Raw genomic sequence first — 24,001 nt, forward strand, 5'->3', positions numbered from 1 at the left:
CCGGCGCGCCGACGCCCCAGCTGCTCGCCGCCCGCACCGCCGAGCGGCTGCGCGGCACGCCCGTCGACCGGTCGCGCTACCGCTGCATCACCACGCTCGAGGCTCTCGACGCCTTCATCGCCGCGGCGCGCGAGGCCGGCATCGTCGCCCTCGACACCGAGACCAATGCCCTCGACGCCATGGCCGCCGACCTCGTCGGCTTCTCCCTCGCCTATGCGCCCGACCAGGCCTGCTACGTGCCCCTCGCCCACCGCTCCGGCGAAGCCGGCCTGTTCGATTCCGGCCTCGTCGAGGGACAGGTCCCGGTCCGCGCGGCGCTCGACCGCCTGAAGGCCCTAGCCGAGGATCCGGGCGTGTTGAAGATCGGCCAGAACCTGAAATACGACCTCCTGGTGCTGTCCCGTTACGGCATGACCATCGCGCCCTATGACGACACCATGTTGATGTCCTATGCGCTCGATGCCGGCCGCGGCACCCACGGCATGGATGCGCTGGCACTGCGCCATCTCGGCCATGAGGCGATCAGCTTCGATGCCGTCACCGGCACCGGCAAGGCCCGCGTCACCTTCGACCGCGTGCCGCTCGACCAGGCCACCGCCTATGCCGCCGAGGATGCCGACGTGACCCTGCGGCTGTGGCAGGCGCTCAAGCCCCGCCTTGCCGCCGAAGGCAAGGCCACGGTCTACGAGACGCTGGAGCGGCCGCTGGTCGACGTCCTCGCCCGCATGGAGCGGCGCGGCATCCTCATCGACCGGCAGGTGCTCTCGCGCCTGTCGGGGGATTTCGCCCAGGTCGCCGCCCGCGTCGAGGCGGAGATCCAGGCACTCGCCGGCGAGCCGCTCAATCCCGGCTCGCCGAAACAGCTCGGCGACATCCTCTTCGGCAAGATGGGCCTGCCCGGTGGCTCGAAGACCAAGACGGGCGCCTGGTCGACGGCGGCCGGCGTGCTGGAGGAACTGGCCGAGGAAGGCCACGACCTGCCGCGCAAGATCATCGACTGGCGCACGGTGACCAAGCTGAAATCGACCTATACCGACGCCCTGCCGACCTACATCAACGCCACGACCGGCCGGGTGCACACCTCCTTCGCCCTGGCCGCCACGACGACGGGCCGGCTCTCCTCCTCCGACCCGAACATCCAGAACATTCCCGTGCGCACCGAAGAGGGGCGCAAGATCCGCACCGCCTTCATCGCCGCGCCGGGCGCCAAGCTGGTCTCGGCCGACTATTCGCAGATCGAACTCAGGATCCTCGCCCATATCGCCGATATCCCGCAGCTGCGGCAGGCCTTCGCCGACGGCATCGACATCCATGCCATGACCGCCTCGGAAATGTTCGGCGTGCCGGTCCAGGGCATGGACCCCCTCGTGCGCCGCCGGGCGAAAGCCATCAATTTCGGCATCATCTACGGCATCTCGGCCTTCGGCCTCGCCAACCAGCTGTCAATTCCGCGCGAAGAGGCCGGTGCCTATATCAAGAAGTACTTCGAGCGCTTCCCCGGCATCCGCGACTATATGGACGCCACCAAGGCCTTTGTGCGCGAGCACGGCTATGTCGAGACCATCTTCGGCCGGCGCTGTCATTTCCCGGCAATCCGCTCGGGCAACCCGTCCGAGCGCGCCTTTGTCGAGCGCCAGGCCATCAACGCGCCGATCCAGGGCTCGGCCGCCGACATCATCCGCCGCGCCATGACGCGCATGGATGCGGCGCTGGAGGCCGCCGGCCTCGCCGCGCTGATGCTGCTGCAGGTGCACGACGAACTGGTCTTCGAAGTGCCGGACGGCGAGGTCGACCGCTCCCTGCCCGTCATCAGGCGGGTGATGGAGGAGGCGACCCACCCGGCGCTGCAGCTCAAGGTGCCGCTGGCGGTGGAGGCCCGCGCGGCGGCAAACTGGGACGAGGCGCATTGATCGCGGCTCAGGCCTGTTGCCATGCCCCACCCGCACCCTCCCCTCGCTGCGCGAGGAGAGGGGGACTTTCACCCTTCACGTGGTTCTCGACGGTGGCGCCAGGCACGACCGCTGAGACGGAGTGCGAGGCCTTAGTCCCCTCCCCGCGCAGCGGGGAGGATGCGGGTGGGGCCTTGCCGCTTCAAGCCGTGAAGGCTGTCCACCCGGCTCCTCAGCCGAGCACCGGCGCCTCGGCCAGCAGCGCCTGCAGGTCGAGGCGCTTCGTCACCATCGACAGCGTGCCGTCCGGATTGCGCGGCCATTCGGCCTCGGGCCGGTCGCGGTAGAGCTCGACGCCGTTGCCGTCCGGATCGGAGAGATAGAGCGCCTCGGAGACGCCGTGGTCGCTGGCGCCGTCGAGGCGGATCCCGGCTTCGACCAGACGGCGCAGCGCATCGGCGAGCCCGGCGCGGTCGGGATAGAGGATGGCGGTGTGGTAGAGGCCGGTCGTGCCGGGGGCCGGCGGGCGGCCGCCGCGGCTCTCCCAGGTGTTGAGGCCGATATGGTGGTGATAGCCGCCGGCCGCGATGAAGGCGGCCTGGTCGCCGTAGCGCTGCATCAGGCTGAAGCCGAGCACGTCGCGATAGAAGGCCAGCGCCCGGTCGAGATCGGCGACCTTAAGATGGACATGGCCGATGCGGGTTCCGGCGGGGACCGGATCGGGATGGGGCTCGGAGGGCACGAGCGCGGCTGCGGGGGTCATGTCTTGTCTCCTGCTGCGGCGGCGATGGTCGGCCGCCTGTCGCCCCAGGAGATGCAGCCTGATGCCCGTCCCTGCGAGAGGGGCAAGGCGATTCTTGCGCCGGTGCAAACGGATCGTGCCCGTCAGGTGAGCCGCGTTGCCAGGATCTTGTCGATGCGCCGGCCATCCAGATCGATGACCTCGAAGCGCCAGCCGGCCTTGTCGAAGCTCTCGCCGATGCCCGGCAGGCGCTGCATCTCGTGCAGGACGAAGCCGGCGACGGTCTGGAAATCGGCATCGCGGTCGACCGGAATGCCGAGCTGCATGGCGAATTCATCCGCGGCCATCCAGCCCGCGATGAGCAGCGAGCCGTCAGCGCGGGTCACCATCGCCGGTTCGCCGTCATCCTCGTCGGGCAGAGCGCCGACAATGGCCTCCAGCACGTCGGTGGCGGTGATGATCCCTTCGAAATGGCCATATTCGTCGAAGACGAGCGTCATGTGGGCGCTGGAGGCGCGCAGGATGCGCAGCACATCAAGCGCCGGGGTGCGGTCAAGCACCACGGGCGCCTCAAGCACGAGGCTCGCAATGTCCGGCCGCTGACGGCCGACATAGGCTTCGATCAGGTCCTTGACCAGCACGATGCCGGTGATGGAATCGGCGTCGCCGTCCTGTACCGGCAGGCGCGAGCGCCGGGTGGACCGCAGGCGCTCGCGGATCACCTCGGGCGGATCGGCGAGGTTGACCGTCTCGACCTCGCGGCGGGGCGTCATCAGGGCGCTGGCATTGCGGTCGGCGAGGCGCATGACGCCGGCGATCATCTCGCCCTCGGCCGGGGCGATGACGCCGGCGGTCTCCGCCTCGGCGATGATGGTCTTCACCTCTTCCTCGGTGACCTTCTCGCCGCTGTCAGCCTTCTGGCCGAGCAGGGCGAGAACCAGCTTGCCGGACCTGTCGAGCAGCCAGACGAGCGGGGCGGACACCCGCGACAGCATGGCCATGGCCGGGGCGACCATGATGGCGACGCGCTCGGGATTGCGCAGGGCGATCTGCTTGGGAACGAGTTCACCGATGATCAGCGACAGATAGGTGATCAGCACGACGACGGCGACGACGCCGAGCCATTCGGCCGGGGCGGCGGGAACACCGAGGCCCTGCAGGCCCGCCGCGGCGCGCACGCCGAGGGTCGCGCCCGAGAAGGCGCCGGAGAGGACGCCGACCAGGGTGATGCCGATCTGTACGGTCGAGAGAAAGCGGCCGGGATGTTCGGCGAGACGCAGCGCCGTCGCGGCGCCCCTGCTGCCCTGGTCGCTGAAGACCCTGAGACGCGCGGGTCGCGATGAGACGACCGCCAGTTCCGACATGGCCAGGACGCCGTTGATCAGCGTCAGGACCAGGATGATCGCCATCTCAAGGTACAAGGATGTCTCGCTCACTGCGGTCGCCGCACTCGTCATCGGCCCGCTTCGGCGTTCTCCATACAGGATGGGACCGGGGTCGCGCCATGCCCCCGCACAGCATGTGCATCGCGGCTGCGGCGGGAGCGTCGCTTGACAGGACCGGGCGGCACGGGGACAAGGCGCGACCCCTCCCGTCGTCATGCGGAACGCGATCATGTCCCACGCCCAGCTCCAGTCCGTCATCGAAGCCGCCTTCGAGGACCGCGCCACCATCAGCGCGGCGACGCAGGGCGAGGTGCGCGACGCCGTCGAGACCGCCCTCAACCTCCTCGATGCGGGTACCCTGCGCGTCGCCTCGAAGGAGACGGGCGCATGGGTCGTCCACCAGTGGCTGAAGAAGGCGGTGCTGCTGTCCTTCCGCCTCAACGACATGACGACGATCGCCGGCGGTCCGGGCGGCTCGTCCTGGTGGGACAAGGTGCCGTCGAAATTCGACGGCTGGGGCGCCGCCGAGTTCGGCCAGGCCGGCTTCCGCGCCGTCCCGAACTGCGTCGTGCGGCGCTCGGCCTTCATCGCCAGGAACGTCGTGCTGATGCCCTCCTTCGTCAATCTCGGCGCCTATGTGGACGAGGGCACCATGGTCGATACCTGGGCCACCGTCGGCTCCTGCGCACAGATCGGCAAGAATGTGCATCTGTCGGGCGGCGTCGGCATCGGCGGCGTGTTGGAGCCGCTGCAGGCCAACCCCACCATCATCGAGGACAATTGCTTCATCGGTGCCCGGTCCGAAGTGGTCGAGGGCGTCGTCGTCGGCGAGGGCTCGGTCATCTCCATGGGCGTGTTCCTCTCCGCTTCCACCAAGATCGTCGACCGCCAGACCGGCGAGATCCATGTCGGCCGCGTGCCGCCCTATTCCGTGGTCGTTTCCGGCTCGCTGCCGGGCAAGGCGCTGCCGGGAGAGAACTGGGGCCCGTCGACCTATTGCGCCGTGATCATGAAGACCGTCGACGAGAAGACGCGGTCGAAGACCGGCATCAACGAGCTGCTGCGGGACTGAGGGCAGGGCGAGGCTTCCGCCATGGCCCGGATCGACTGGAGTGACCGGCAGGTCTGGCTGATGCCCGCTGTCTGGACCTATCTGTTGCTGGATTTCCAGGGCCGCATCCCGCGGCTGCCGTTCTGGGTCGCGGCGGTGGTGCTGAACATTTTCGCCTTCATTGGCGACCGCCTCGCCATGGGCTTCGGCGGCCACCCGGCGGCCGCGGTGGTCGGCCTCGCCTTCCTCTATCCCTCGCTGGCGCTGGCCATCAAGCGCGCCCATGACCGCGGTCATTCCGACCTCTACCTGCTGTTCCTGTTCCTGCCGGCCTTCCTGGTCAGCCTGCTGCAGGTGCAGGGCTATCTCGATTCCTCGGGACCGGTGGGGCCTGTTCTCTCGGTGCTGGGTCTGTGGGTGCTGATCGCCCTGATCGCGCTGGTCATCGATCTCGGCATGATCCGCGGCCAGGAGGGGCCCAACCGTTACGGGCCGGACCCCCTTGCATGACACCACGCTGAAACCTTGGCCGTTGACCTTGCCGCCGTCGCCCGCCAGTCTCGGACGGGCCGCGGATCACAGAGACGCCTCATGGATTTTCAAAAGCTCTATCTGAACGGCGACGTCCGGATCGGACGTAAGGACTTCTGGATCGGGATGGTTCTCCTGATCCTGGCCAATATCGTTCTCGGTTTCATCGCCGGACTCATCGGCTGGTCGGTGTCCGGCATCTGGGGCGCGGCGATCCTCACCGGCCTCGTGGGCCTCGCCATGACGCTCCCGACCTATTTCCTGATGGTCAAGCGCTCCAACGACCGCGACTATCCGCAGACCTATGTCCAGGCCCTGATGGCGCTCAACATCGCCTTCCAGCTGAAGACCATGGTCATGCCGATCGAGTTCGGCGCGCCGAGCCTTCTGTCGATCCTCTTCTCGTTCGTCCTCGCGGTGGCCGGCCTGTGGGTGCTGATCGATCTCGGCTTCTTCCAGGGCACCCGCGGCCCGAACCGCTATGGCCCTGATCCCGTGGCGGCCGAGCCGACATGAGACCTGCCGCAGCATGAGTGCCGATCCGGTCGCGCTGACGCGCACGCTCGTCCAGTGTCCGTCTGTCACACCCACCGAAGGCGGCGCCCTCGCCGCCCTGGAGGCGGTGCTGCGGCCGGCGGGCTTCGACGTCGCGCGCGTGACCTTTTCCGAGCCCGGCACGCCGGACGTGGAGAACCTCTACGCCCGGATCGGCAGCGGCGCACCCTTCCTGCTCTTCGCCGGCCATACCGATGTCGTACCACCCGGCGATGCCGCCCAGTGGCGTCACCGGCCTTTTGCCGGCGAAATCGCCGACGGTCAGCTCTATGGCCGCGGCACGGTGGACATGAAGGGCGGCATCGCCTGTTTCCTCGCCGCCGCGCTCGATCATCTCGCGGCGAACGGGGGCCGGCCGAAGGGCTCCATCGGCCTTCTCATCACCGGTGACGAGGAGGGCCCCTCCGTCAACGGCACGGTGAAGCTCCTCGACTGGGCCCATGCCCGCGGCGAGCGTTTCGACCATTGTATCGTCGGCGAGCCGAGCAATCCGCAGGCTCTCGGCGACATGATCAAGATCGGCCGCCGCGGCTCGCTCTCGGCCGTCGTGACGGTCGAGGGCCGCCAGGGCCACGTCGCCTATCCCGATCGCGCCGCCAATCCCATCCCGGTGCTGCTCGCCATCCTGAGCCGGCTGACGGCCCAGCCGCTCGATGCCGGCAATGCCCATTTCCAGCCATCCAACCTGGAGATCACCTCGATCGATGTCGGCAATGGCGCGACCAATGTCATTCCACAGAAGGCCGTGGCACGGTTCAACATCCGCTTCAACGACGAACACAGCCTGGATGGGCTGAAGGCCTGGATCGAGGGCATCGTCGCCGCCGCGGCGCGGCCCGGCATCGTTCCCGCCGTCACCTATGCGCGGGGCAATTCGCAAAGCTTCATCACCAGGCCCGGCCCCTTCGTCGCCTTGGTCGCCGACACCATCGCCGAGGTGACGGGGCGGCGGCCGGAACTGTCGACCTCCGGCGGCACGTCGGATGCGCGGTTCATCAAGGACTATTGCCCGGTCATCGAGTTCGGCCTGGTCGGCCAGACCATGCATGCGGTGGACGAACGGGTGCCGGTGGCCGATCTCGTCGCCCTCACTGCCATCTACCGGCGGATCATCGACCGCTATTTCGGGGCATAGGGCGCGCGCAAGGCCCCACCCGCACCCTCCCCGCTTCGCGGAGAGGAGACTACCGCGTCGCGCTTCCCTTCGCTGCTTGCGCCTCGCTCGCCCCTTCGCCGGACGTGCCTTGGCTCGCCTTTGGGATGGTGGCAAGACGCCGAAGTCCCCCTCTCCTTCGAGCGAAGCGAGAAGGGGAGGGTGCGGGTGGGGCCTTCCGCAAAGGCGCGGCCCACAGAGACGGAGGCCCCGCGACCTGCCGCCCCTATCCCCAGATCAGGTGCGCCGCCAGCAGCGCGGCGATCACCCAGAGCGCGACGGTCGAGGAGCGGTTGCGGCGGGCCTCGGCCTCGCCGATCCCCTTCAGCGATTCCGGGGCGAGGACGAAACCGTCGCGGGTCATCTCATCGATGCGCTCGGAGAGCATGGCGGCGCGGCCGAGCAGGGCGGGGGCCTCGCCGACGATCCGGCCGACGAGCCTGGCCCCTGCGCCGACCTCCTCGATGCGGCCGACAGGGCCGAGATTGCGGGTGATCCATTCCCGCACCACCGGCTCGGAACTCGTCCAGATGTCGAGGCGGGGGTCGAGCGCGCGGGCGACGCCCTCCACCACGACCATGGTCTTCTGCAGCAGGATCAACTCGGTCCGCGTCTTCATGTCGAAGATGGCGGTCACCTCGAAGAGCAGCGACAGGAGCTTCGCCATGGAGATCTGGTCGGCGGTGCGCGAATGGATCGGCTCGCCAATGGCACGGATGGCCTGGGCGAATTCGTCGACGGAATGGTGAGCCGGCACGTAGCCGGCTTCGAAATGGACCTCGGCGACGCGGCGATACTGCTTGGTGATGAAGCCGAGGAGGATTTCGGCGAGGAAGCGCCGCTCCTTCGGGCCGATGCGCCCCATGATGCCGAAATCGACGGCGACGAGATTGCCGGCCCGGTCGGCAAAGAGATTGCCCTGATGCATGTCGGCATGGAAGAAGCCATCGCGCAGGGCATGGCGCAGGAAGCTCTGGATAACGGTCTGGCCGAGGGCCCGCGGGTCGACACCGGCGGCGTCGAGCCCGGTGCGGTCGCCGAGCTTGATGCCGTCGATCCATTCGGTGGTCAGCACGTTGCGCCCCGTGCGGTTCCAGTCGACCGACGGCACGCGGAAGCCGGGATCGTCCCGCGTCCGCTCCGCCATCTCCGAGGCGGCGGCCGCCTCCAGGCGCAGGTCGAGCTCGATGGCCATGGAACGGGCCAGGGTGTCGACGATGCCGAGGGGCTTCAGGCGGCGGGAATCCGGCACCAGCCTCTCGGCGAGCCGCGCGGCGAAATAATAGTCGGAAAGGTCGGCACGGAAACGGTCGGCGACATGCGGCCTGAGGATCTTGACCGCGACGTCGCGCAGTCCGTCACCGTCGCGGACCGTGGCCTTGTGCACCTGGGCGATGGAGGCCGCGGCGATCGGCGGGCCGAAGCTCGCATAGGCGTCGGCAATGGGCATGCCGAGCGTTTCCGCCAGGATCTGCTCGGCGAGTTGCTGGTCGAAGGGCGGCACCTTGTCCTGCAGGCTCTCGAGGTCGCGGGCGATGGTGGCGCCGACCACGTCGGGGCGCGTCGACAGGAACTGGCCGAGCTTCACATAGGTCGGGCCGAGCCGGGTCAGGGCGGCGGTCAGCCGGTCGGAGCGGGTGCCGGTGCCGCGCCGTTCGACGAGGCGGGCGAGGCGCAGGCCGAGGCGCGCCGGCGGCGGCAGGGCCTCGGGGTCGACGAGGCCGAGGACGCCTTCGCGGGCGAAGACGAACCCGGCCCGCCCGAGGCGGAGGAGGTGGATGGCGCCGGCGATCACGGCGTCAGATCTTCCAGCCGCCGGACAGGCAGGCGATGCCGCCGGTCATCGGCGTCACCGTGACGCGGGTGAAGCCGGCCTTGGCGATCATGCCGGCGAAGACGTCGTCGCGCGGGAACTTGCGGATGGATTCGACCAGATACTGGTAGGGCTCGGCGTCGCCGGTCACCATCTTTCCCAGCGGCGGGATGACGGCGAAGGAATAGGCGTCATAGACCCGGTCGAGGCCGGGCACGACGTCGGGGGAGAATTCCAGCACCAGCAGCCGCCCGCCGGGGCGCAGCACGCGGAAGGCCTCGTCCAGCGCCAGCTGGATGCGCGGCACGTTGCGGATGCCGAAGGCGATCGTGTAGCCGTCGAAGGTCGCGGCCGGGAAGGGCAGGGCCTCTGCATTGCCCTTGACGAATTCGACGCGGTCCGACAGGCCGCGCTGGTCGGCGCGGGCCTGGCCGACCTTCAGCATCTCGCCATTGATGTCGCAGACGGTGGCCATGGCGGAAGCCCCGGCGCCGATGACCTTGAAGGCGACGTCGCCCGTGCCGCCGGCGACGTCGAGATGGCGGAAGGGCCGGGTCTTCGGCACGCCGAGCCGCGTCACCATGACATCCTTCCAGACCCGGTGCAGGCCGGCCGACATCAGGTCGTTCATCAGGTCGTAGCGGCCAGCGACCTTGTGGAAGACGTCGTCCACGAGGTCCTGCTTGGCGTCGATGTCGACGCGGCGGAAGCCGAAATCGGTCTGGGCGGTGGCTGCTGACATGGCCTTGTCCTGCAAATTCGGCCGGACCATAGCGGAACCGCCCGACCGGCGCTATGTGGGGTGCGATCGCGAACCGTCCAGTCATCGCTTCCGAGGCCCTGGCTCCCATGCCCGAACTTCCCGAGGTCGAGACCGTCCGCCGCGGCCTGCAGCCGGTGATGGAGGGCGCGACCATCCTCGCCGCCGAGGTCCGGCGGCCGGACCTGCGCTTTCCCTTTCCAGAAGAATTCGCCGTGCGCCTCGCCGGCCGGAAAGTGACCTCGCTGGGACGGCGGTCGAAATATCTCCTCGCCGATCTCGACGACGGCGCGGTGGTCGTCATGCATCTCGGCATGTCCGGCTCGTTCCGCATCGCCATGACGCCGTCCGGCGGGGCGGTGGTCGGCGACTTCCACCACGTGCGCTCGCGCGACTCTGCCCATGATCACGTGGTCCTGACGCTCTCCTCTGGCGCGACGGTGACCTACAACGATCCCCGCCGCTTCGGCTTCATGCTGATGACGGCGCGGTCGGCCCTCGCCGCACATCCGCTGATGGCGAAGCTCGGCGTCGAGCCGACCGGCAACGACCTCTCCGCCGGGCATCTCGCCGCGGCCTTCCGCGGCAAGGCTGCCCCGCTCAAGGCGGCGCTGCTCGACCAGTCCATCGTCGCCGGTCTCGGTAACATCTATGTCTGCGAGGCGCTGCACCGGGCCGGCCTGTCGCCGCAGCGGGCGGCGGGAACGCTCGTCACCAAAGGCGGCGACCCCACCGTCCGGCTCGAACGGCTGGTGCCGGTGATCCGTGCGGTCATCGCCGAGGCGATCGCGGCCGGCGGCTCGTCGCTGCGCGACCATGCCCAGCCCTCCGGCGAGCTCGGCTATTTCCAGCACAGCTTCCATGTCTACGATCGCGAAGGCGAGGCTTGCAGACGCTGCGGCGATGGGCACAGAGTGCGGCGCATCGTGCAATCTGGCCGCTCCACCTTCTATTGCGCGGCGTGCCAGCGCTGAGGAACGGAAAGCATGCTGAAGGTCTGGGGTCGCAAGAATTCGTCCAACGTGCAGAAGGTGATGTGGGGCACCGCCGAAATGGGCGTGCCCCATGAGCGCATCGATGCCGGCCGGCAGTTCGGCGTGGTCAACGAGCCTGCCTATCGTGAGAAGAACCCCAACGGCATGGTCCCGACGGTCGAGGACGAGGGCGTCGTCCTGTGGGAATCCAACGCCATCCTGCGCCATCTCGCCCGCAAGCATGGCCGCCTGATGCCGGCAAGCCTCGCCGACCAGGCGCGGGTGGACATGTGGATGGACTGGCAGCAGACCGTGCTCGGCCAGGGCGTCGGGCCGGTTTTCCTCGGCCTCATCCGGACGCCGCCCGAGCAGCGCGACATGGCGGCGATCGAGAAGGCCAAGCAGGCGTCCATCGCCGCGGTCGGTATCCTCGACGCCGAGCTGGCGCAGCATCTCTTCGTCGTCGGCAACACCTTCACGGTGGCCGACATCCCGATCGGCATCATGATGTTCCGCTACAAGACACTCATTCCCGAGGCGCCGGCGCGGGCCCATGTCGACCGCTGGTACCAGGCGATGCAGGACCGCCCCGCCTTCCGCGAACACGCCTCCCGCATTCCGCTGACCTGAGCCGTCCCGGCGGCCGGTCCGCGCGGCGCTTTGCCGCCCGCCGGCGCGCGACCGAGGGGCACGCGGCGACGGTTGTCCGGGCCATCTGGCCGGACGCTGTCGCTGTTTCACGGTGTCGCGTTGACTTTGCCGGACGGTGCGGCCTATAACCCGCGCCGACTTGGGAGCGGCTCGCGCCCGAGCGCTCGGCCCGTTCGACGGATCAGCGCCTGCGAGCCGGTCCGATCCCCATTCGCCTGTTTGAACCCGATCCGCGCGGAGACCTCCCGTGAAACGCACCTACCAGCCCTCGAAGCTCGTCCGCAAGCGCCGCCACGGCTTCCGTGCCCGCATGGCCACCAAGGGTGGCCAGCGCGTTCTCGCCGCCCGCCGCGCCCGCGGCCGCAAGCGCCTCTCCGCCTGATCTGCCACGGCCGGGTTTTCGGCTGAGCCGAATGACGGGAGGGCGCGAATGACGAGTTCGACATCGCCCATCCGCCTCGTCCGGCGGGCCGATTTCATCGCCTGTTCGAAGGGCCGCCGTGTCACAACGGCGGCTTTCGTGTTGCAGGAACGTGCGCGTGGCGACGACCGGCCGCCGCGCTTCGGTTTCACCGTCACCAACAAGACGGGCGGCGCGGTGGAACGCAACCGCATGCGCCGTCGCCTGCGGGAGGTCGTTCGGCTCAGTGCCCATGCGGGGGCAAGGCCCGGGTCCGACTACGTGCTGGTGCTCAACCGCGCCGCGCTCGACCGTCCCTTCGACGCCCTGAAGACCGATCTGGCCGACGCGCTCCGGCGCGCCGCCGCCCCCCGCCCCGCCCGCTCCGCGGGTCGCCCCAATCCCTGACACCGACGGACCGATGGCCGACAACCGCAACTACATCCTCGCGATCGTTCTCTCGATCCTCGTCCTTGTCGGCTGGCAGTATTTCGTCGGCATGCCCCAGGTGGAGCGCCAGCGCGAGGCGCAGCGCCAGCAGCAACTCCAGCAGCAGGCCGCCGGACAGGCGCCCGCCGTCACCCCGGTCCCGGGCACGCCGCCAGTCCCCGGTCAGACCGCCCCGACGCCCGGCGCGAGCGCGCCCGTGGCGCCAGGAGCGGTGACGCCGGTCCCGGTTCAGGGCCTCAGCCGCGAGGCCATCCTCGCCGCCACACCGCGCATCGGCATCGAGACCCCGCGCCTCAAGGGCTCCATCAATCTCACCGGCGGCCGCGTCGACGACCTCGTGCTCACCACCTATCGCGAGACGATCCAGCGCAGCAGCCCGAATGTCGTGCTCTTCGCGCCGGCCGGCTCGCCCATCGATCCGGTCCAGAACCGCCATCCCTTCTATGCCGAGTTCGGCTTCGTCCCGGGCGCCGGCCAGGTCGCTGCGGTGCCGAACGCCCAGACGGTGTGGAGCCAGCAGGGATCGGGCGCGCTGACGCCCGCCAATCCCGTCACCATCGCCTGGGATAATGGCCAGGGCCTTACCTTCCGGCGCACCTTCGCCATCGATGAGAACTACCTGATCACCGTGAAGGACGGCGTCGCCAATTCCGGCGCGGCCCCGGTGACGCTGCATCCGTTCGGCCTGATTTCCCGCCATGGCCTGCCGCAGACCTCGGGGTACTTCATCCTGCACGAGGGCCTGATCGGCGTGTTCGGCGAAGCAGGCCTGCAGGAGGTCGGTTATTCGGCAATCGAGACCGCCCGCACCCAGAGCTTCAAGGCGCGCGGCGCCTGGCTCGGCATCACCGACAAGTACTGGGCCGCGGCACTGATCCCGGACCAGACGGTGGAGACCGATTCGAGCTTCAAGTTCTTCCAGTCCGGCACGACCAAGTCGTTCCAGACCGATTTCCTTTCCACGCCGGTCACCATCGCGCCGGGTGCCTCCTCCGAGACCACCACGCGCCTCTTCGCCGGCGCCAAGGAGGTTCGCCTCGTCGACGGCTATGCCGACGCGCTCAAGATCGACCGGTTCGACCGCCTGATCGACTGGGGCTGGTTCTATTTCATCACCAAACCGCTGTTCCTGGTGATGGACTGGTTTTTCGTACAGACCGGCAATTTCGGCATCGCCATCCTGCTGGTCACCCTGCTGATCAAGGCGCTGTTCTTCCCGCTCGCCAACAAGAGCTACGCCTCCATCACCATGATGAAGAAGGTGCAGCCCGAGATGATGGCGCTGCGCGACCGCTATGCCGACGACAAGACGAAGCAGCAGCAGGAGCTGATGGCGCTCTACAAGCGCGAGAAGATCAATCCGCTGGCGGGCTGCTGGCCGATCCTGATCCAGATCCCGGTCTTCTTCGCACTCTACAAGGTGCTGTTCATCACCATCGAAATGCGGCACGCGCCGTTTTTCGGCTGGGTGCAGGATCTCTCGGCGCCCGACCCGACCTCGATCTTCAACCTGTTCGGGCTGCTGCCCTTTGCCGTGCCGGCCTTCCTGCTGGTCGGTGTCTGGCCGATCCTCATGGGCATCACGATGTGGGTCCAGATGCAGATGAACCCGGCGCCGACCGACCCGATCCAGGCGGCGTTCTTCAGGTGGATGCCGATCCTCTTCACCTTCATGCTGGCCTCGTTCCCCGCCGGCCTCGTCATCTACTGGGCCTGGAACAACCTGTTGTCGGTGCTGCAGCAGGGCCTGATCATGCGCAAATACGGCGTCAAGATCGAGCTGTGGGACAATATGCGCTCGATGTTCGGAGGCGGGCCGGCCAAGCCCGCCGCCTGACGGCATGGCAGACGACCCGATCGAGGTCGGCCGCAAGCTCTTCGCCAGGCCCTGGACCTTCTGGCGCGGCACCCCCGACATGAGACACCTGCCCCCGATGTCGGGGGTGGAGATCGCCTTTGCCGGGCGCTCCAATGTCGGCAAGTCGAGCCTGATCAATGCATTGGTCGGGCAGAATGCCCTGGCGCGCACCTCGAACACGCCCGGCCGCACCCAGGAACTGAACTTCTTTCACGTGCCCACGGAAGCCGGGCCGGGCCTCGGCCTGGTCGTGGTCGACATGCCGGGCTACGGCTTCGCCGCGGCGCCGGAGGCCAAGGTGAAAGAGTGGACCCGGCTGATCCACGACTATCTGCGCGGCCGGCAGAACCTCGCCCGCGTCTATGTCCTGGTCGATGCCCGCCACGGGCTGAAGCCTGTCGACATGGAGGTGCTGGACGAACTCGGCACCTCCGCCGTCTCCTACCAGATCGTGCTGACCAAGGCCGACCAGATCTCCGACGCCGCCCTGGTCAAGCTCAAGGCGGCGACGCTCGAGGTGCTGAAGAAGCGCGCCGCGGCTTTCCCCGAGATCATCGCCACCTCCAGCCGCAAGGGCGAGGGCATTCCCGAGCTGCGCGCCGCCATCGCCCGGGTCGCCGCCGAACGGACCTGAGGGCTGCCGCGGCGGCCGGCTCGGGCCCGCAGACATGCCCCACCCTGACCCTCCCCTTCTCGCTGCGCTCGCAGGGGAGCGGGACTACCGCCTCGCGCCCTCTCTCACCGGTCGCGCCTGGCGCGACGGCGCAGGACGGCTGGCGTCGTCAAAGTCCCCCTCTCCGCGCGCAGCGCGGGGAGGGTGCGGGTGGGGCGTTCCTTTTCCAAAAACCTCAGCCATGCAGGCGGATGAGCCGCTTGCCGCGGTTGTCGCCGCGATAGAGCGAGGCGATGGCGTCGGGGGCGGCCTCGAGCCCCTTGAGGATGTCCTCGGCATAGCGGAGCTTTCCCGAGCGGATCCAGCCCGCCAGCCGCGCCAGCGCCTCGCCGTAGCGGTGGGCATAGTCGAAGGCGAGCACGCCCTGCATGCGGGCGCGCTTGACGAGGAGGTGCCGTTCGGGGCGCGGCCCCGTCGGCCAGGGATCCCAGGAGGAAACGGACGCCGTGCCGCAGATGACGACGCGGGCGCCCATGGCGAGGTTTGGCAGCACCGCGTCGGAAATCGGCCCCGACGTGTTGTCGAAATAGACGTCGACGCCGCGGGGGCAGGCCTCGGCGACCGCCCCGGCCATGTCGTTCACCGCCTTGTAGTCGATGGCCGCATCATAGCCGAAATCCTCGACGCATTGCCGCACCTTGTCCGGCCCGCCGGCAATGCCCACGGTGCGGCAGCCCATGATCCTGGCGATCTGCCCCACCGCCGAGCCGACCGAGCCGCTCGCCGTCGACACCACCACCGTGTCGCCAGGCTTTGGGCAACCGACGTCGAGCAGGCCGAAATAGGCGGTGATCCCGTTGAGGCCCATGATGCCGAGGGAGGTGGAGAGCGGCAGGTCAGCCTCGGTCACCTTGCGGGTGACGGCGGAGGCCGGGACCACGGCCAGCTCCTGCCAGCCGAACAGTCCCGTGACCTTGTCGCCGGGGGCATAGCCCGGATGCTCCGAGGCGATCACCTCGCCGGAGGCGAAGGCGCGCATGACCTCGCCGAGGCCGACAGGCTGGGCATAGTTCGCCACCGCCGAGACCCAGCCGCGCATGGCCGGCTCCACCGAGAGGAACTGGTTGCGCACCAGCACCTCGCCGGGCTTCAGCGCCGGCGGCTCATGGGCCTCGATGCGGAAATGCTGGGCCTGCGGAATGCCGTCGGGACGGGCGGCGAGGACGACGCGGCGGGAGGTGGGCATGGGCTGGGGCTCGGTGGATGAAGAAGGGGAAGAGAAGCACGGCGGGGCCGTCACCGCATCTCGGCCTTTGGGGGATGGAATGGCGCCGTTTGGCGCCTCCCCCATCCCGGTCCCTACCTCTTCCTCCCCGTCAGCCCGATCACCGCGGACATGCCGGAATGGCCGGCGCCCTCCTGCAGCTCCGTCTCCTCCTCGGTGATGGCGAGATCGGCGAAGTCGCCGAAGGCCTCTTCCAGCATGGCGCGGGTGTAGAGATGCGCGACATCCTTAGGCCCGCCGGTGCCGTAGGCGAGCTGCTTCGGCGTGTAGCCGACAACGATCAGGAGCCCGCCGGGTTTCAGCGCCCTCTTCATGCCGGCCCATTTCAGCGCCCGTCCGGCGGGCGGCGAGAACTGGGTGAAGATCTCCGCCACGACGTCGAATTGCGCTTCCGGATAGTCCCAGCCATGGACGTCGGCCTCGACGAGGGTGATGGCAACGCCCTGTTCGGCGGCGAGCGCCCGCGCCTTCGCCTGGGCCGTCGGCGAGAAGTCGGCGGAGACGACGTCGAGACCCTGGCGGGCGAGCCAGACGCCGTTGCGCCCCTCCCCGTCCGCCACGGCCAGCGCCCCGCCGGCCGCCGGCAGCAGCAGCCGGCAGCGGGCGAGGAAGGGGTTGGGCTCGCGGCCGAAGCGGTACTCCGCTCCGGCGAAGCGTTCCTCCCACTGGTCGAAGCCGGGTGGCCGCGTCATGGGCCGATCCCTCACAGCACCTGATTGCTCGCCTTCACGGCCTCCGCCGTCTCCACATAGACCTTGGCCCCCATGGCGCGGAACTTCTCGCTCATCTGCGCCATGCCCTCTTCCGCCGTCAGCGCATCGGCGCCGGCCACCGCCCGCCGCTCCGGATCATTCAGCGTCGCCGCATAGTCGCGCACGTCCTGCGTGATCTTCATCGAGCAGAATTTCGGCCCGCACATGGAGCAGAAATGGGCGACCTTGTGCGCCTCCTTCGGCAGGGTCTCGTCGTGATAGGCGCGCGCGGTATCGGGGTCGAGGCCGAGATTGAACTGGTCCTCCCAGCGGAAGTCGAAGCGGGCGCGCGACAGCGCGTCGTCGCGCAGCTGCGCCGCCGGGTGGCCCTTGCCGAGGTCGGCCGCATGGGCGGCGATTTTGTAGGTGATGACGCCGACCTTGACGTCGTCACGGTTGGGAAGCCCCAGATGCTCCTTCGGCGTGACGTAGCAGAGCATGGCGCAGCCGAACCAGCCGATCATGGCGGCGCCGATGCCGGAGGTGATGTGGTCATAGCCCGGCGCGATGTCGGTGGTCAGCGGTCCGAGCGTGTAGAACGGCGCCTCGCCGCACTCCTTCAGCTGCTTGTCCATGTTGATCTTGATCTTGTGGATCGGCACGTGGCCGGGCCCCTCGATCATCACCTGGCAGCCCTTTGTCCAGGCGATCTGGGTGAGCTCGCCCAAGGTCTCCAGCTCGGCGAACTGCGCGGCGTCGTTGGCATCGGCGATCGAGCCGGGGCGCAACCCGTCACCGAGCGAGAACGACACGTCGTAGCGCCGCATGATGTCGCAGATCTCGTCGAAATGCTCGTAGAGGAAGCTCTCGCGGTGATGGGCGAGGCACCACTTGGCCATGATCGAGCCGCCGCGCGAGACGATCCCGGTCACGCGCTTGGCGGTGAGCGGCACATAGGCGAGGCGCACGCCGGCATGGATGGTGAAATAGTCGACGCCCTGCTCGGCCTGCTCGATCAGCGTGTCGCGATAGAGCTCCCAGGTCAGCTTGACCGGGTCGCCGCCGCATTTCTCCAGGGCCTGGTAGATCGGCACCGTGCCGATCGGCACCGGCGAGTTGCGGATGATCCATTCGCGGGTGTTGTGGATGTTGCGCCCCGTCGACAGGTCCATGACCGTGTCGGCGCCCCAGCGGATCGACCAGACCAGTTTGTCCACCTCCTCCTCGATGGAGGAGGAGACGGCGGAATTGCCGATATTGGCGTTGATCTTCACCAGGAAGTTGCGGCCGATGATCATCGGCTCGAGTTCCGGATGGTTGATATTGGCCGGGATGATGGCGCGGCCGCGGGCGATCTCCGAGCGGACGAATTCCGGGGTGATGAAGGCCGGGATCTCCGCGCCGAAGCTCTCGCCGTCGGCAATCGTCTGGGCGGCGTTCTCCAGCATGGCCTTGCGGCCGAGATTCTCGCGCTCGGCGACGTAGATCATCTCCTTGGTGATGATGCCGGCCCGGGCGAACTCATATTGCGTGATCGGCGCATCGCCGACGCCGCGCAGCGGCGGATTGGCCAGCGGGAAGGCACGGGCGAGATGTTTGCCGGCATGACCATTGTCCTCGGGGCGGATTTCGCGGCCCTCATAGGCCTCGACGCCGCCGCGCTCGGTGACCCAGGCGGCGCGGATGCGGGAGAGGCCCTTCTCCACGTCGATGACGACGGTGGGGTCGGTATAGGGGCCGGACGTGTCGTAGACGACGACATTGGGCTCGCCGGCGCCGGCCTGGAGCTGGATCTCGCGCAGTGGCACGCGCAGGTCGGGGGCCGCCTCCGGCACGGCGAAGATCTTGGTGGAGGCGGGCAGCGGGCCGGTGGTGACGGCGGCCTTGATGTCCTTGACGGGGGCGTTCATGGGGGTCTCCCGAGGCTTGTTATGGCGTGGATGTCTGCGGCCAGTAGCCGGCGATGGTGAGAATGGCGCCGGGGACGAGCCAGGCGGCGGCGGCGACCTTCATGGTCCCCTCGCCCGCCATGCGGTGAGGGGCGACGCCCGCAGCCCAGTCCGGCGCGATGATGCGCCAGGCCCCGAGCACGACGAGGGCAAGGCCGATCAGGGTGATGATCATGCGCCAGTCGCCGCCGATGACCCGGTGCGACAAGAGGATGGCGAGGCCGGCGGGCATCATCAGCAGGCCGGAGAGAAAGATCAGCGCCGAACTCCTGGCAAACTCGGCGGCGATGGCATGGAAGACTGCAGGCCGGGCCAGCAACCCGATCCCGACCGCCAGCATGACGGGTCCGATCAGGCGCGCCAGATAGACTGAGTTCAGCATGTGCGTCCCATCCCTCCGCCGGCATGACCCGGATCAGGTTCAAGGGTCGCTGCGGAGTTCCGGAACACGGAACGATGCGGCCTCTCAGCCCCCTCGTCGGGGCCCCCCTTGGACGGGAGCCAATCTGGACGCTTGGCCGGCGAAGTCAAGCGGGCCGGCGGCGGGGCGGCTGTGCATGGTGGACAGGCGGCCGGCTGCGTCCGGTCCGGCATGGACCCGCGCCGGCCATGCCGCTCACCCCGCCAGAACCGCCTTTTCCAGCGCCATGAAGGCGCGGGCACGGTGGGAGAGGCCTTCGCCCGCCGGCGGCAGGCCGTGCTTCTGCTCCGCGCTCATCTCGCCGAAGGTGAGACTGTGGCCGTCGGGAAGGAACAGCGGATCGTAGCCGAAACCCTTGGCGCCGCGCGGCGGCCAGACCAGCGTGCCGAAGACGCGGCCCTCGAAGATCCGTTCGGAACCGTCGGGAAAGGTCAGGGCCAGGGCCGAGACGAAGCGCGCCCTGGCGCCGGTCGTGGCGACGCCGCGCAGGGTCAGTTCCCGGTCGACACGCCTCATGGCGGCGGCGAAGTCGCGGGGCTGGCCGGCCCAGTCGGCGGTGAAGAGACCGGGCGCACCGTCGAGCGCATCGATGGCGAGGCCGGAATCGTCGGCAATGGCGGGAAGGCCGGTGGCCTCCGTCGCCGCCCGCGCCTTGATCGCGGCATTCTCGGCATAGAGCGTTCCGGTCTCGGCCGGCTCGGGCAGGCCAAGCGCCGCCGCCGAGACGAGGTCGATCCCGTGGGGGCCGAGAAGATCGCGGAATTCGGCGAGCTTGCCGGCATTGTGCGTGGCGACGACCAGCCGCGTGCCGGGACCGAGCCGGGCGCTCATGCCACCGCCGTCTTCTGCAGGTCGACGAGACGGGCGCAGCCGCCGCGCGCGAGGTCGAGCAGGCCCAGGAGTTCCTCCTGGCTGAACGGGGTCTTCTCCGCCGTGCCCTGGATCTCGACGATGCCGCCCGTGCCGGTCATGACGAAATTGGCGTCGGTATCGGCTTCGGAATCCTCAGCATAGTCGAGGTCGAGTACCGGCGTGCCCTGGTAGATGCCGCAGGAGACCGCGGCGACATGGTCGCGCAACGGGTTCACCTTCAGCATGGAGCGCGCCGTCATCCAGGCAATGCAGTCGTGGAGGGCCACCCAGGCACCGGTGATGGCGGCGGTGCGGGTGCCGCCATCGGCCTGGATCACATCACAATCCACGGTGATCTGCCGCTCGCCGAGGGCCTGCAGATCGACGATGGTGCGCAGCGAACGGCCGATCAGCCGCTGGATCTCCTGCGTGCGGCCAGAGGGCTTGCCCGCGGTGGATTCGCGGCGGGTGCGCTCCAGCGTGGCGCGCGGCAGCATGGAATATTCCGCCGTCACCCAGCCGCGGCCCTGGCCGCGCAGCCACGGCGGCGGCTTTTCCTCCAGCGAGGCCGTGCAGAGCACGTGGGTATTGCCGAACTTCACGAAGCAGGACCCCTCGGCATAGCGGGCGACGGCGCGCTCCAGCGAGACGGGACGCAGCGCATCGGGGGCGCGTTTGGAAGGACGCATGGCGGGTTCCGTTTCACGAAAAAGGGTCGGCGGGTCATAGGGCTGAACCGCCGGCGGGGCAAGGACGGCGGCAATCGGACGGCGGGAATGGCGTCGATCCGCCATTCCCTCCCCGGACGCGCAGATGGTGCTTGATCAATGCCGCGACTGCTACCAGATTTGACGCGGAGGTTGCCCCTTGTCCGCCGAAATCCCGCGTTCCGAACAGAAGCTGTCGGCCCTCGCCAATTCGGCGCTGGCCAGGCTCGACGAGCGCTCCCGGGAGATCTTCCGGCAGATCGTCGAGAGCTATCTGGCGAACGGCGAGCCGGTCGGCTCACGCAACCTGTCGAAGATCCTGCCGATGACCCTGTCGCCGGCCTCGGTGCGCAATGTCATGCAGGACCTCGAGGAGGCGGGCCTCATCTATGCGCCGCATACCTCGGCGGGGCGCCTGCCGACGGAGACCGGGCTGCGTTTCTTCGTCGACGCCCTGATGCAGTTCGGCGACCTCGCCGTCGACGAACGCAACGCTATCGAGGCGCAGGTGGCCGCCTCCGCCCGCGACCAGTCCTTCGAGTCGGTGCTGGCGGATGCCACCCAGCTCCTCTCCGGCCTGTCGCGGGGCGCCGGCGTGGTGCTCACCTCGAAGAGCAATGTCCGGCTGAAACATATCGAGTTCGTCCGCATCGAGCCGGAACGGGCCCTGGTCGTGCTGGTCTCCGAAGACGGCCAGGTCGAGAACCGCATCGTTCCCATTCCGGCGGGATTGCCACCCTCGGCGCTGGTCGAGGCCTCGAACTTCCTCAACGCCCATATCCGCGGCCGGACGCTGGCCGAGGCGCGGGTGGAGTTGCAGAAGAGCCTGGAGCAGGCGCGCAGCGAGCTGGACGGTCTCACGCAGAAACTGGTCGAGGCCGGCCTCGCCTCCTGGTCGGGTGGTGAGCCGGCCGAACGCAAGCTGATCGTCCGCGGCCAGGCGAACCTGCTTGGTGACCTCCGGGCGATGGAGGATCTCGAACGCATCCGCCTGCTCTTCGACGATCTCGAATCCAAGCGCGACCTCGTCGACCTGCTGGGCCGCGCCGAGACGGCCGAGGGCGTTCGCATCTTCATCGGCTCGGAGAACAAGCTCTTCTCGCTCTCGGGCTCGTCCATGGTGGTGGCGCCCTATCATGACAGCCAGAGCCGCATCGTCGGCGTGCTCGGCGTGATCGGCCCGACGCGGCTGAACTACGCCCGTATCGTGCCGATGGTCGACTACACCGCCCGGGTGCTCTCCCGCCTCATCACCTGACCGGCTTTGCCTCATTGTCGCCGGGCTGCAATCGGACCATGCTGTCATTGCCGCTGACGGTGGGGAATGCTCCCTCCGCGCGCAGTGATGGAGGAGGCCCCGCATGAGCGGCAGGTTCAACTGGAACGAGCTGATGACCAACGACATCGCCAAGGCGAAGGCCTTCTATGGCCAGACCCTGGGATGGACGTTCGACCCGTTCCCGATGCCGGACGGCGAATACTGGATCGCCAAGGCCCCCGACGGCACGCCCACCGCCGGCATCATGCCGATGGACCCGCAGGACACCGAGTCCCAGCCGGGCTGGCTCTCCTATGTCCAGGTCGACGATCTCGACCGGGCCGTGTCGGCCGTCACCGGCAGCGGCGGCCAGGTGCTGCAGCCGCCGCTCGACATCCCCAATGTCGGCCGCATCGCCGTGGTCGAGGACCCGGCCGGCGCCGTGCTCGGCCTGATGAAGCCGGTCAGCGCTCCGCAGAGCTGAACGCGGCGGCACCCAGAGACTGCCTTCCAAGATCCCCCTCCCCCCGCCCGGCGGCGGGGAGGGGACGGGTGCGTGAACCCGCGAGGCAGGTGGTAGGCGTGCCGGCAGGCCGAAAGGCGATCGCTCAATCCGGCCTGGTCACGCGCCTGAGCGTCAGGTTGATCCGCCCGCCATCCTTCAGCAGCGTGCTGGTGCCCGGAAGCAGACGGTCGACGCCGTGATAGGCGAGCCGCGCCGGGCCGCCGAAGACCAGCACGTCCCCCGAGGCGAGCTTGACCGGGACGGTCTTGCCGCCGCGCGTTGTGCCGCCGATCCGGAACAGACCGGTCTCGCCGAGCGATAATGAGACCACCGGGGCGGCGAGATCCTCTTCGTCACGGTCCTGGTGCAGTCCCATGCGGGCGCCCGGTCCGTACCAGTTGACGAGGCAGGCCTCGGGCGGATGCGGATAGCCCGACACGGCCTCCCAGACGGCGAGGATCGTCGCCGGAATCGGCGGCCAGGGCATCCCGGTCTCGGGATGGTGCGGCTGGTAGCGATAGCCCGTCCGGTCCGAGACCCAGCCGAGCGATCCGCAATTGGTCATGCGCACGGAAAAGGGGGTTCCGGTCCGCGGCATGAGCGGCTGGAACAGTGGCGCCTGGCGCATCAGGTCGCGCAGCGTGGCGACCAGGCCAGCCTGATCAGCGGCGGAGAGATGGCCCGGATACCAGGTGCATCCCGGCACGACCGGGACGGCGGTCATTGCTGCGGAGCGGGCTGTGCCGGCGGAGGCCGCGGCCGGGCGGGACGCCGTGGCGGCTCCTCCGCTGGCGGGCCGCCGACCCGGGCGGAGAGGTTCTCGGCGCGGGCCTCGGTGAATTTCAGGGCGCAGAAGGCAGGGCCGATATCGGAGGTGCCGTAATTGCGGCAGAGCCTTTCCCGGTTGGCGGGGAAACCGGCCTGTTCCTGCAGGAAGACGCGCCCCTCCGGCGTCGTCCGCAACCGCGCCTGCAGGATCCGGCGGGCCTCGTTGAGCTTGCGCTCGGCGACGCCGCGGGCCCGCTCGATTTCGCTGTCGCGCGGAATCTCCCGATCGTTGGGGCCCCAGAGCCCGGCGGGATCGACGACGCAATCATCGAAGGTGCAGGCGCCGCCGGGCGTTGCCACGAAAGCGGCATCCGCCATCAGGTCGAGGGTGATGGTGCAACCCGGGAAGCTCGCCTCGAACCGGGCGAGCCCGTCGGGCCGGCCGAGCGGCTTGAGCGGGATGGGCCGGCCGCCATTGAGGTCCGGCGTGCAGATGTTGCGGATATCGTTGCCGCGCCGCCCGATCACGCCGTTGGCGATGATCGTGTAGGTGGGTTGCGCGCCGGTACCGGCGCGGCTGATGACGAGCGACCCGTGCTGGCCGAGGAAGCGCAGCGTCTTGCCCGGCAGGCCCTCCTCCCAGCGGCGCAGCGGCGGCCCGGAGACGGTGCGCGCGACCAGCGGATTGGCGGCGTCACCCGGCGCCCGCGGCCCGGTCGGGCGCCCCTGCGGTGCGGTG

The 24,001-nt window shown here is 68.8% G+C and carries 25 protein-coding genes and 1 riboswitch; of the genes, 13 read left to right on the forward strand and 12 right to left on the reverse strand.

Annotation, left to right across the window (positions count from 1 at the left end):
* Positions 1–1,910 (forward strand): DNA polymerase I (polA, locus tag Q0C57_RS20365; RefSeq protein ID WP_296579554.1); only part of this gene is annotated, 1,910 nt, incomplete at its 5' end.
* Between the two features lie 211 nt (positions 1,911–2,121).
* On the opposite strand, the gene Q0C57_RS20370 is transcribed toward polA, so the two are convergent.
* Positions 2,122–2,652, reverse strand: coding sequence for a VOC family protein (locus Q0C57_RS20370; protein WP_296579557.1), 531 nt, complete (start codon positions 2,650–2,652; stop codon positions 2,122–2,124).
* Positions 2,653–2,774: 122 nt separating this feature from the next.
* Positions 2,775–4,040 (reverse strand): hemolysin family protein, encoded by a 1,266-nt coding sequence (locus tag Q0C57_RS20375; protein ID WP_296579615.1) that lies wholly within the window; start codon positions 4,038–4,040, stop codon positions 2,775–2,777.
* A gap of 205 nt (positions 4,041–4,245) precedes the next feature.
* On the opposite strand from Q0C57_RS20375, the gene dapD reads away from it, so the two are divergent.
* From dapD to dapE, 4 genes are all read left to right on the forward strand, one after another.
* Positions 4,246–5,088, forward strand: coding sequence for a 2,3,4,5-tetrahydropyridine-2,6-dicarboxylate N-succinyltransferase (dapD, locus tag Q0C57_RS20380; protein WP_296579560.1), 843 nt, complete (start codon positions 4,246–4,248; stop codon positions 5,086–5,088).
* Between the two features lie 21 nt (positions 5,089–5,109).
* The gene (locus Q0C57_RS20385; RefSeq protein ID WP_296579563.1) at positions 5,110–5,577 is read left to right on the forward strand and encodes a DUF805 domain-containing protein; all 468 of its coding nucleotides are present in this window, start codon (positions 5,110–5,112) and stop codon (positions 5,575–5,577) included.
* 81 nt (positions 5,578–5,658) lie between these two features.
* The gene (locus Q0C57_RS20390) at positions 5,659–6,114 is read left to right on the forward strand and encodes a DUF805 domain-containing protein (protein WP_296579566.1); all 456 of its coding nucleotides are present in this window, start codon (positions 5,659–5,661) and stop codon (positions 6,112–6,114) included.
* A gap of 13 nt (positions 6,115–6,127) precedes the next feature.
* Positions 6,128–7,288, forward strand: coding sequence for a succinyl-diaminopimelate desuccinylase (dapE, locus tag Q0C57_RS20395; protein ID WP_296579568.1), 1,161 nt, complete (start codon positions 6,128–6,130; stop codon positions 7,286–7,288).
* Between the two features lie 244 nt (positions 7,289–7,532).
* On the opposite strand, the gene ubiB is transcribed toward dapE, so the two are convergent.
* Together ubiB and ubiE are read right to left on the reverse strand one after the other, a co-directional pair.
* On the reverse strand, positions 7,533–9,101 hold the full coding sequence (gene ubiB, locus Q0C57_RS20400) for a 2-polyprenylphenol 6-hydroxylase (protein ID WP_296579573.1): 1,569 nt from the start codon (positions 9,099–9,101) through the stop codon (positions 7,533–7,535).
* 4 nt (positions 9,102–9,105) lie between these two features.
* Positions 9,106–9,861 (reverse strand): bifunctional demethylmenaquinone methyltransferase/2-methoxy-6-polyprenyl-1,4-benzoquinol methylase UbiE, encoded by a 756-nt coding sequence (gene ubiE / locus Q0C57_RS20405; RefSeq protein ID WP_296579577.1) that lies wholly within the window; start codon positions 9,859–9,861, stop codon positions 9,106–9,108.
* Positions 9,862–9,968: 107 nt separating this feature from the next.
* Here ubiE and mutM point away from each other — a divergent pair, with 107 nt between their 5' ends.
* From mutM to yihA, 6 genes are all read left to right on the forward strand, one after another.
* Positions 9,969–10,853: a bifunctional DNA-formamidopyrimidine glycosylase/DNA-(apurinic or apyrimidinic site) lyase gene (mutM, locus tag Q0C57_RS20410; protein WP_296579581.1), complete on the forward strand. Its 885-nt coding sequence runs from the start codon at positions 9,969–9,971 to the stop codon at positions 10,851–10,853.
* Between the two features lie 12 nt (positions 10,854–10,865).
* On the forward strand, positions 10,866–11,483 hold the full coding sequence (locus Q0C57_RS20415; protein WP_296579583.1) for a glutathione S-transferase family protein: 618 nt from the start codon (positions 10,866–10,868) through the stop codon (positions 11,481–11,483).
* A gap of 268 nt (positions 11,484–11,751) precedes the next feature.
* Positions 11,752–11,886, forward strand: a complete 135-nt coding sequence (gene rpmH / locus Q0C57_RS20420) for a 50S ribosomal protein L34 (RefSeq protein WP_038305233.1) — start codon at positions 11,752–11,754, stop codon at positions 11,884–11,886.
* 48 nt (positions 11,887–11,934) lie between these two features.
* A complete protein-coding gene (gene rnpA / locus Q0C57_RS20425) occupies positions 11,935–12,312 on the forward strand; it encodes a ribonuclease P protein component (protein ID WP_296579586.1) in 378 nt (125 codons plus the stop codon).
* 13 nt (positions 12,313–12,325) lie between these two features.
* Entirely contained in the window at positions 12,326–14,191 is a 1,866-nt protein-coding gene (yidC, locus tag Q0C57_RS20430; RefSeq protein ID WP_296579587.1) for a membrane protein insertase YidC, read from the forward strand.
* Between the two features lie 4 nt (positions 14,192–14,195).
* The gene (gene yihA / locus Q0C57_RS20435) at positions 14,196–14,846 is read left to right on the forward strand and encodes a ribosome biogenesis GTP-binding protein YihA/YsxC (protein ID WP_296579588.1); all 651 of its coding nucleotides are present in this window, start codon (positions 14,196–14,198) and stop codon (positions 14,844–14,846) included.
* A 214-nt stretch (positions 14,847–15,060) separates the two neighbouring features.
* Here yihA and Q0C57_RS20440 read toward each other — a convergent pair whose 3' ends face one another.
* From Q0C57_RS20440 to rph, 6 genes are all read right to left on the reverse strand, one after another.
* Positions 15,061–16,071 carry an NADP-dependent oxidoreductase gene (locus Q0C57_RS20440; protein WP_296579591.1) on the reverse strand — a complete coding sequence of 337 codons (1,011 nt, stop codon included), beginning with the start codon at positions 16,069–16,071 and terminating at the stop codon, positions 15,061–15,063.
* Between the two features lie 113 nt (positions 16,072–16,184).
* Positions 16,185–16,802: a class I SAM-dependent methyltransferase gene (locus Q0C57_RS20445; protein WP_296579593.1), complete on the reverse strand. Its 618-nt coding sequence runs from the start codon at positions 16,800–16,802 to the stop codon at positions 16,185–16,187.
* A gap of 11 nt (positions 16,803–16,813) precedes the next feature.
* Positions 16,814–18,712, reverse strand: a complete 1,899-nt coding sequence (gene thiC, locus Q0C57_RS20450) for a phosphomethylpyrimidine synthase ThiC (RefSeq protein ID WP_296579600.1) — start codon at positions 18,710–18,712, stop codon at positions 16,814–16,816.
* Between the two features lie 19 nt (positions 18,713–18,731).
* Positions 18,732–19,133: a hypothetical protein gene (locus tag Q0C57_RS20455; RefSeq protein ID WP_296579602.1), complete on the reverse strand. Its 402-nt coding sequence runs from the start codon at positions 19,131–19,133 to the stop codon at positions 18,732–18,734.
* Positions 19,127–19,252: riboswitch (TPP riboswitch) on the reverse strand. It overlaps the preceding gene by 7 nt.
* 115 nt (positions 19,253–19,367) lie before the next feature.
* Positions 19,368–20,003: a non-canonical purine NTP pyrophosphatase gene (locus tag Q0C57_RS20460; RefSeq protein ID WP_296579605.1), complete on the reverse strand. Its 636-nt coding sequence runs from the start codon at positions 20,001–20,003 to the stop codon at positions 19,368–19,370.
* Positions 20,000–20,713 carry a ribonuclease PH gene (gene rph / locus Q0C57_RS20465; protein WP_296579607.1) on the reverse strand — a complete coding sequence of 238 codons (714 nt, stop codon included), beginning with the start codon at positions 20,711–20,713 and terminating at the stop codon, positions 20,000–20,002. Before rph ends, Q0C57_RS20460 begins: the two co-directional genes overlap by 4 nt.
* 190 nt (positions 20,714–20,903) lie before the next feature.
* Here rph and hrcA point away from each other — a divergent pair, with 190 nt between their 5' ends.
* Positions 20,904–21,989 (forward strand): heat-inducible transcriptional repressor HrcA, encoded by a 1,086-nt coding sequence (hrcA, locus tag Q0C57_RS20470; RefSeq protein ID WP_296579618.1) that lies wholly within the window; start codon positions 20,904–20,906, stop codon positions 21,987–21,989.
* Positions 21,990–22,092: 103 nt separating this feature from the next.
* Positions 22,093–22,473, forward strand: a complete 381-nt coding sequence (locus Q0C57_RS20475; protein WP_296579609.1) for a VOC family protein — start codon at positions 22,093–22,095, stop codon at positions 22,471–22,473.
* 124 nt (positions 22,474–22,597) lie between these two features.
* On the opposite strand, the gene Q0C57_RS20480 is transcribed toward Q0C57_RS20475, so the two are convergent.
* Positions 22,598–23,218: an alpha-ketoglutarate-dependent dioxygenase AlkB gene (locus tag Q0C57_RS20480; protein ID WP_296579611.1), complete on the reverse strand. Its 621-nt coding sequence runs from the start codon at positions 23,216–23,218 to the stop codon at positions 22,598–22,600.
* A partial coding sequence (locus Q0C57_RS20485) for a hypothetical protein (protein WP_296579613.1) occupies positions 23,215–24,001 on the reverse strand: 787 nt, incomplete at its 5' end. The genes Q0C57_RS20480 and Q0C57_RS20485, both read right to left, overlap by 4 nt.

Source organism: Phreatobacter sp., assembly GCF_022843985.1.
GTDB lineage: Bacteria > Pseudomonadota > Alphaproteobacteria > Rhizobiales > Phreatobacteraceae > Phreatobacter.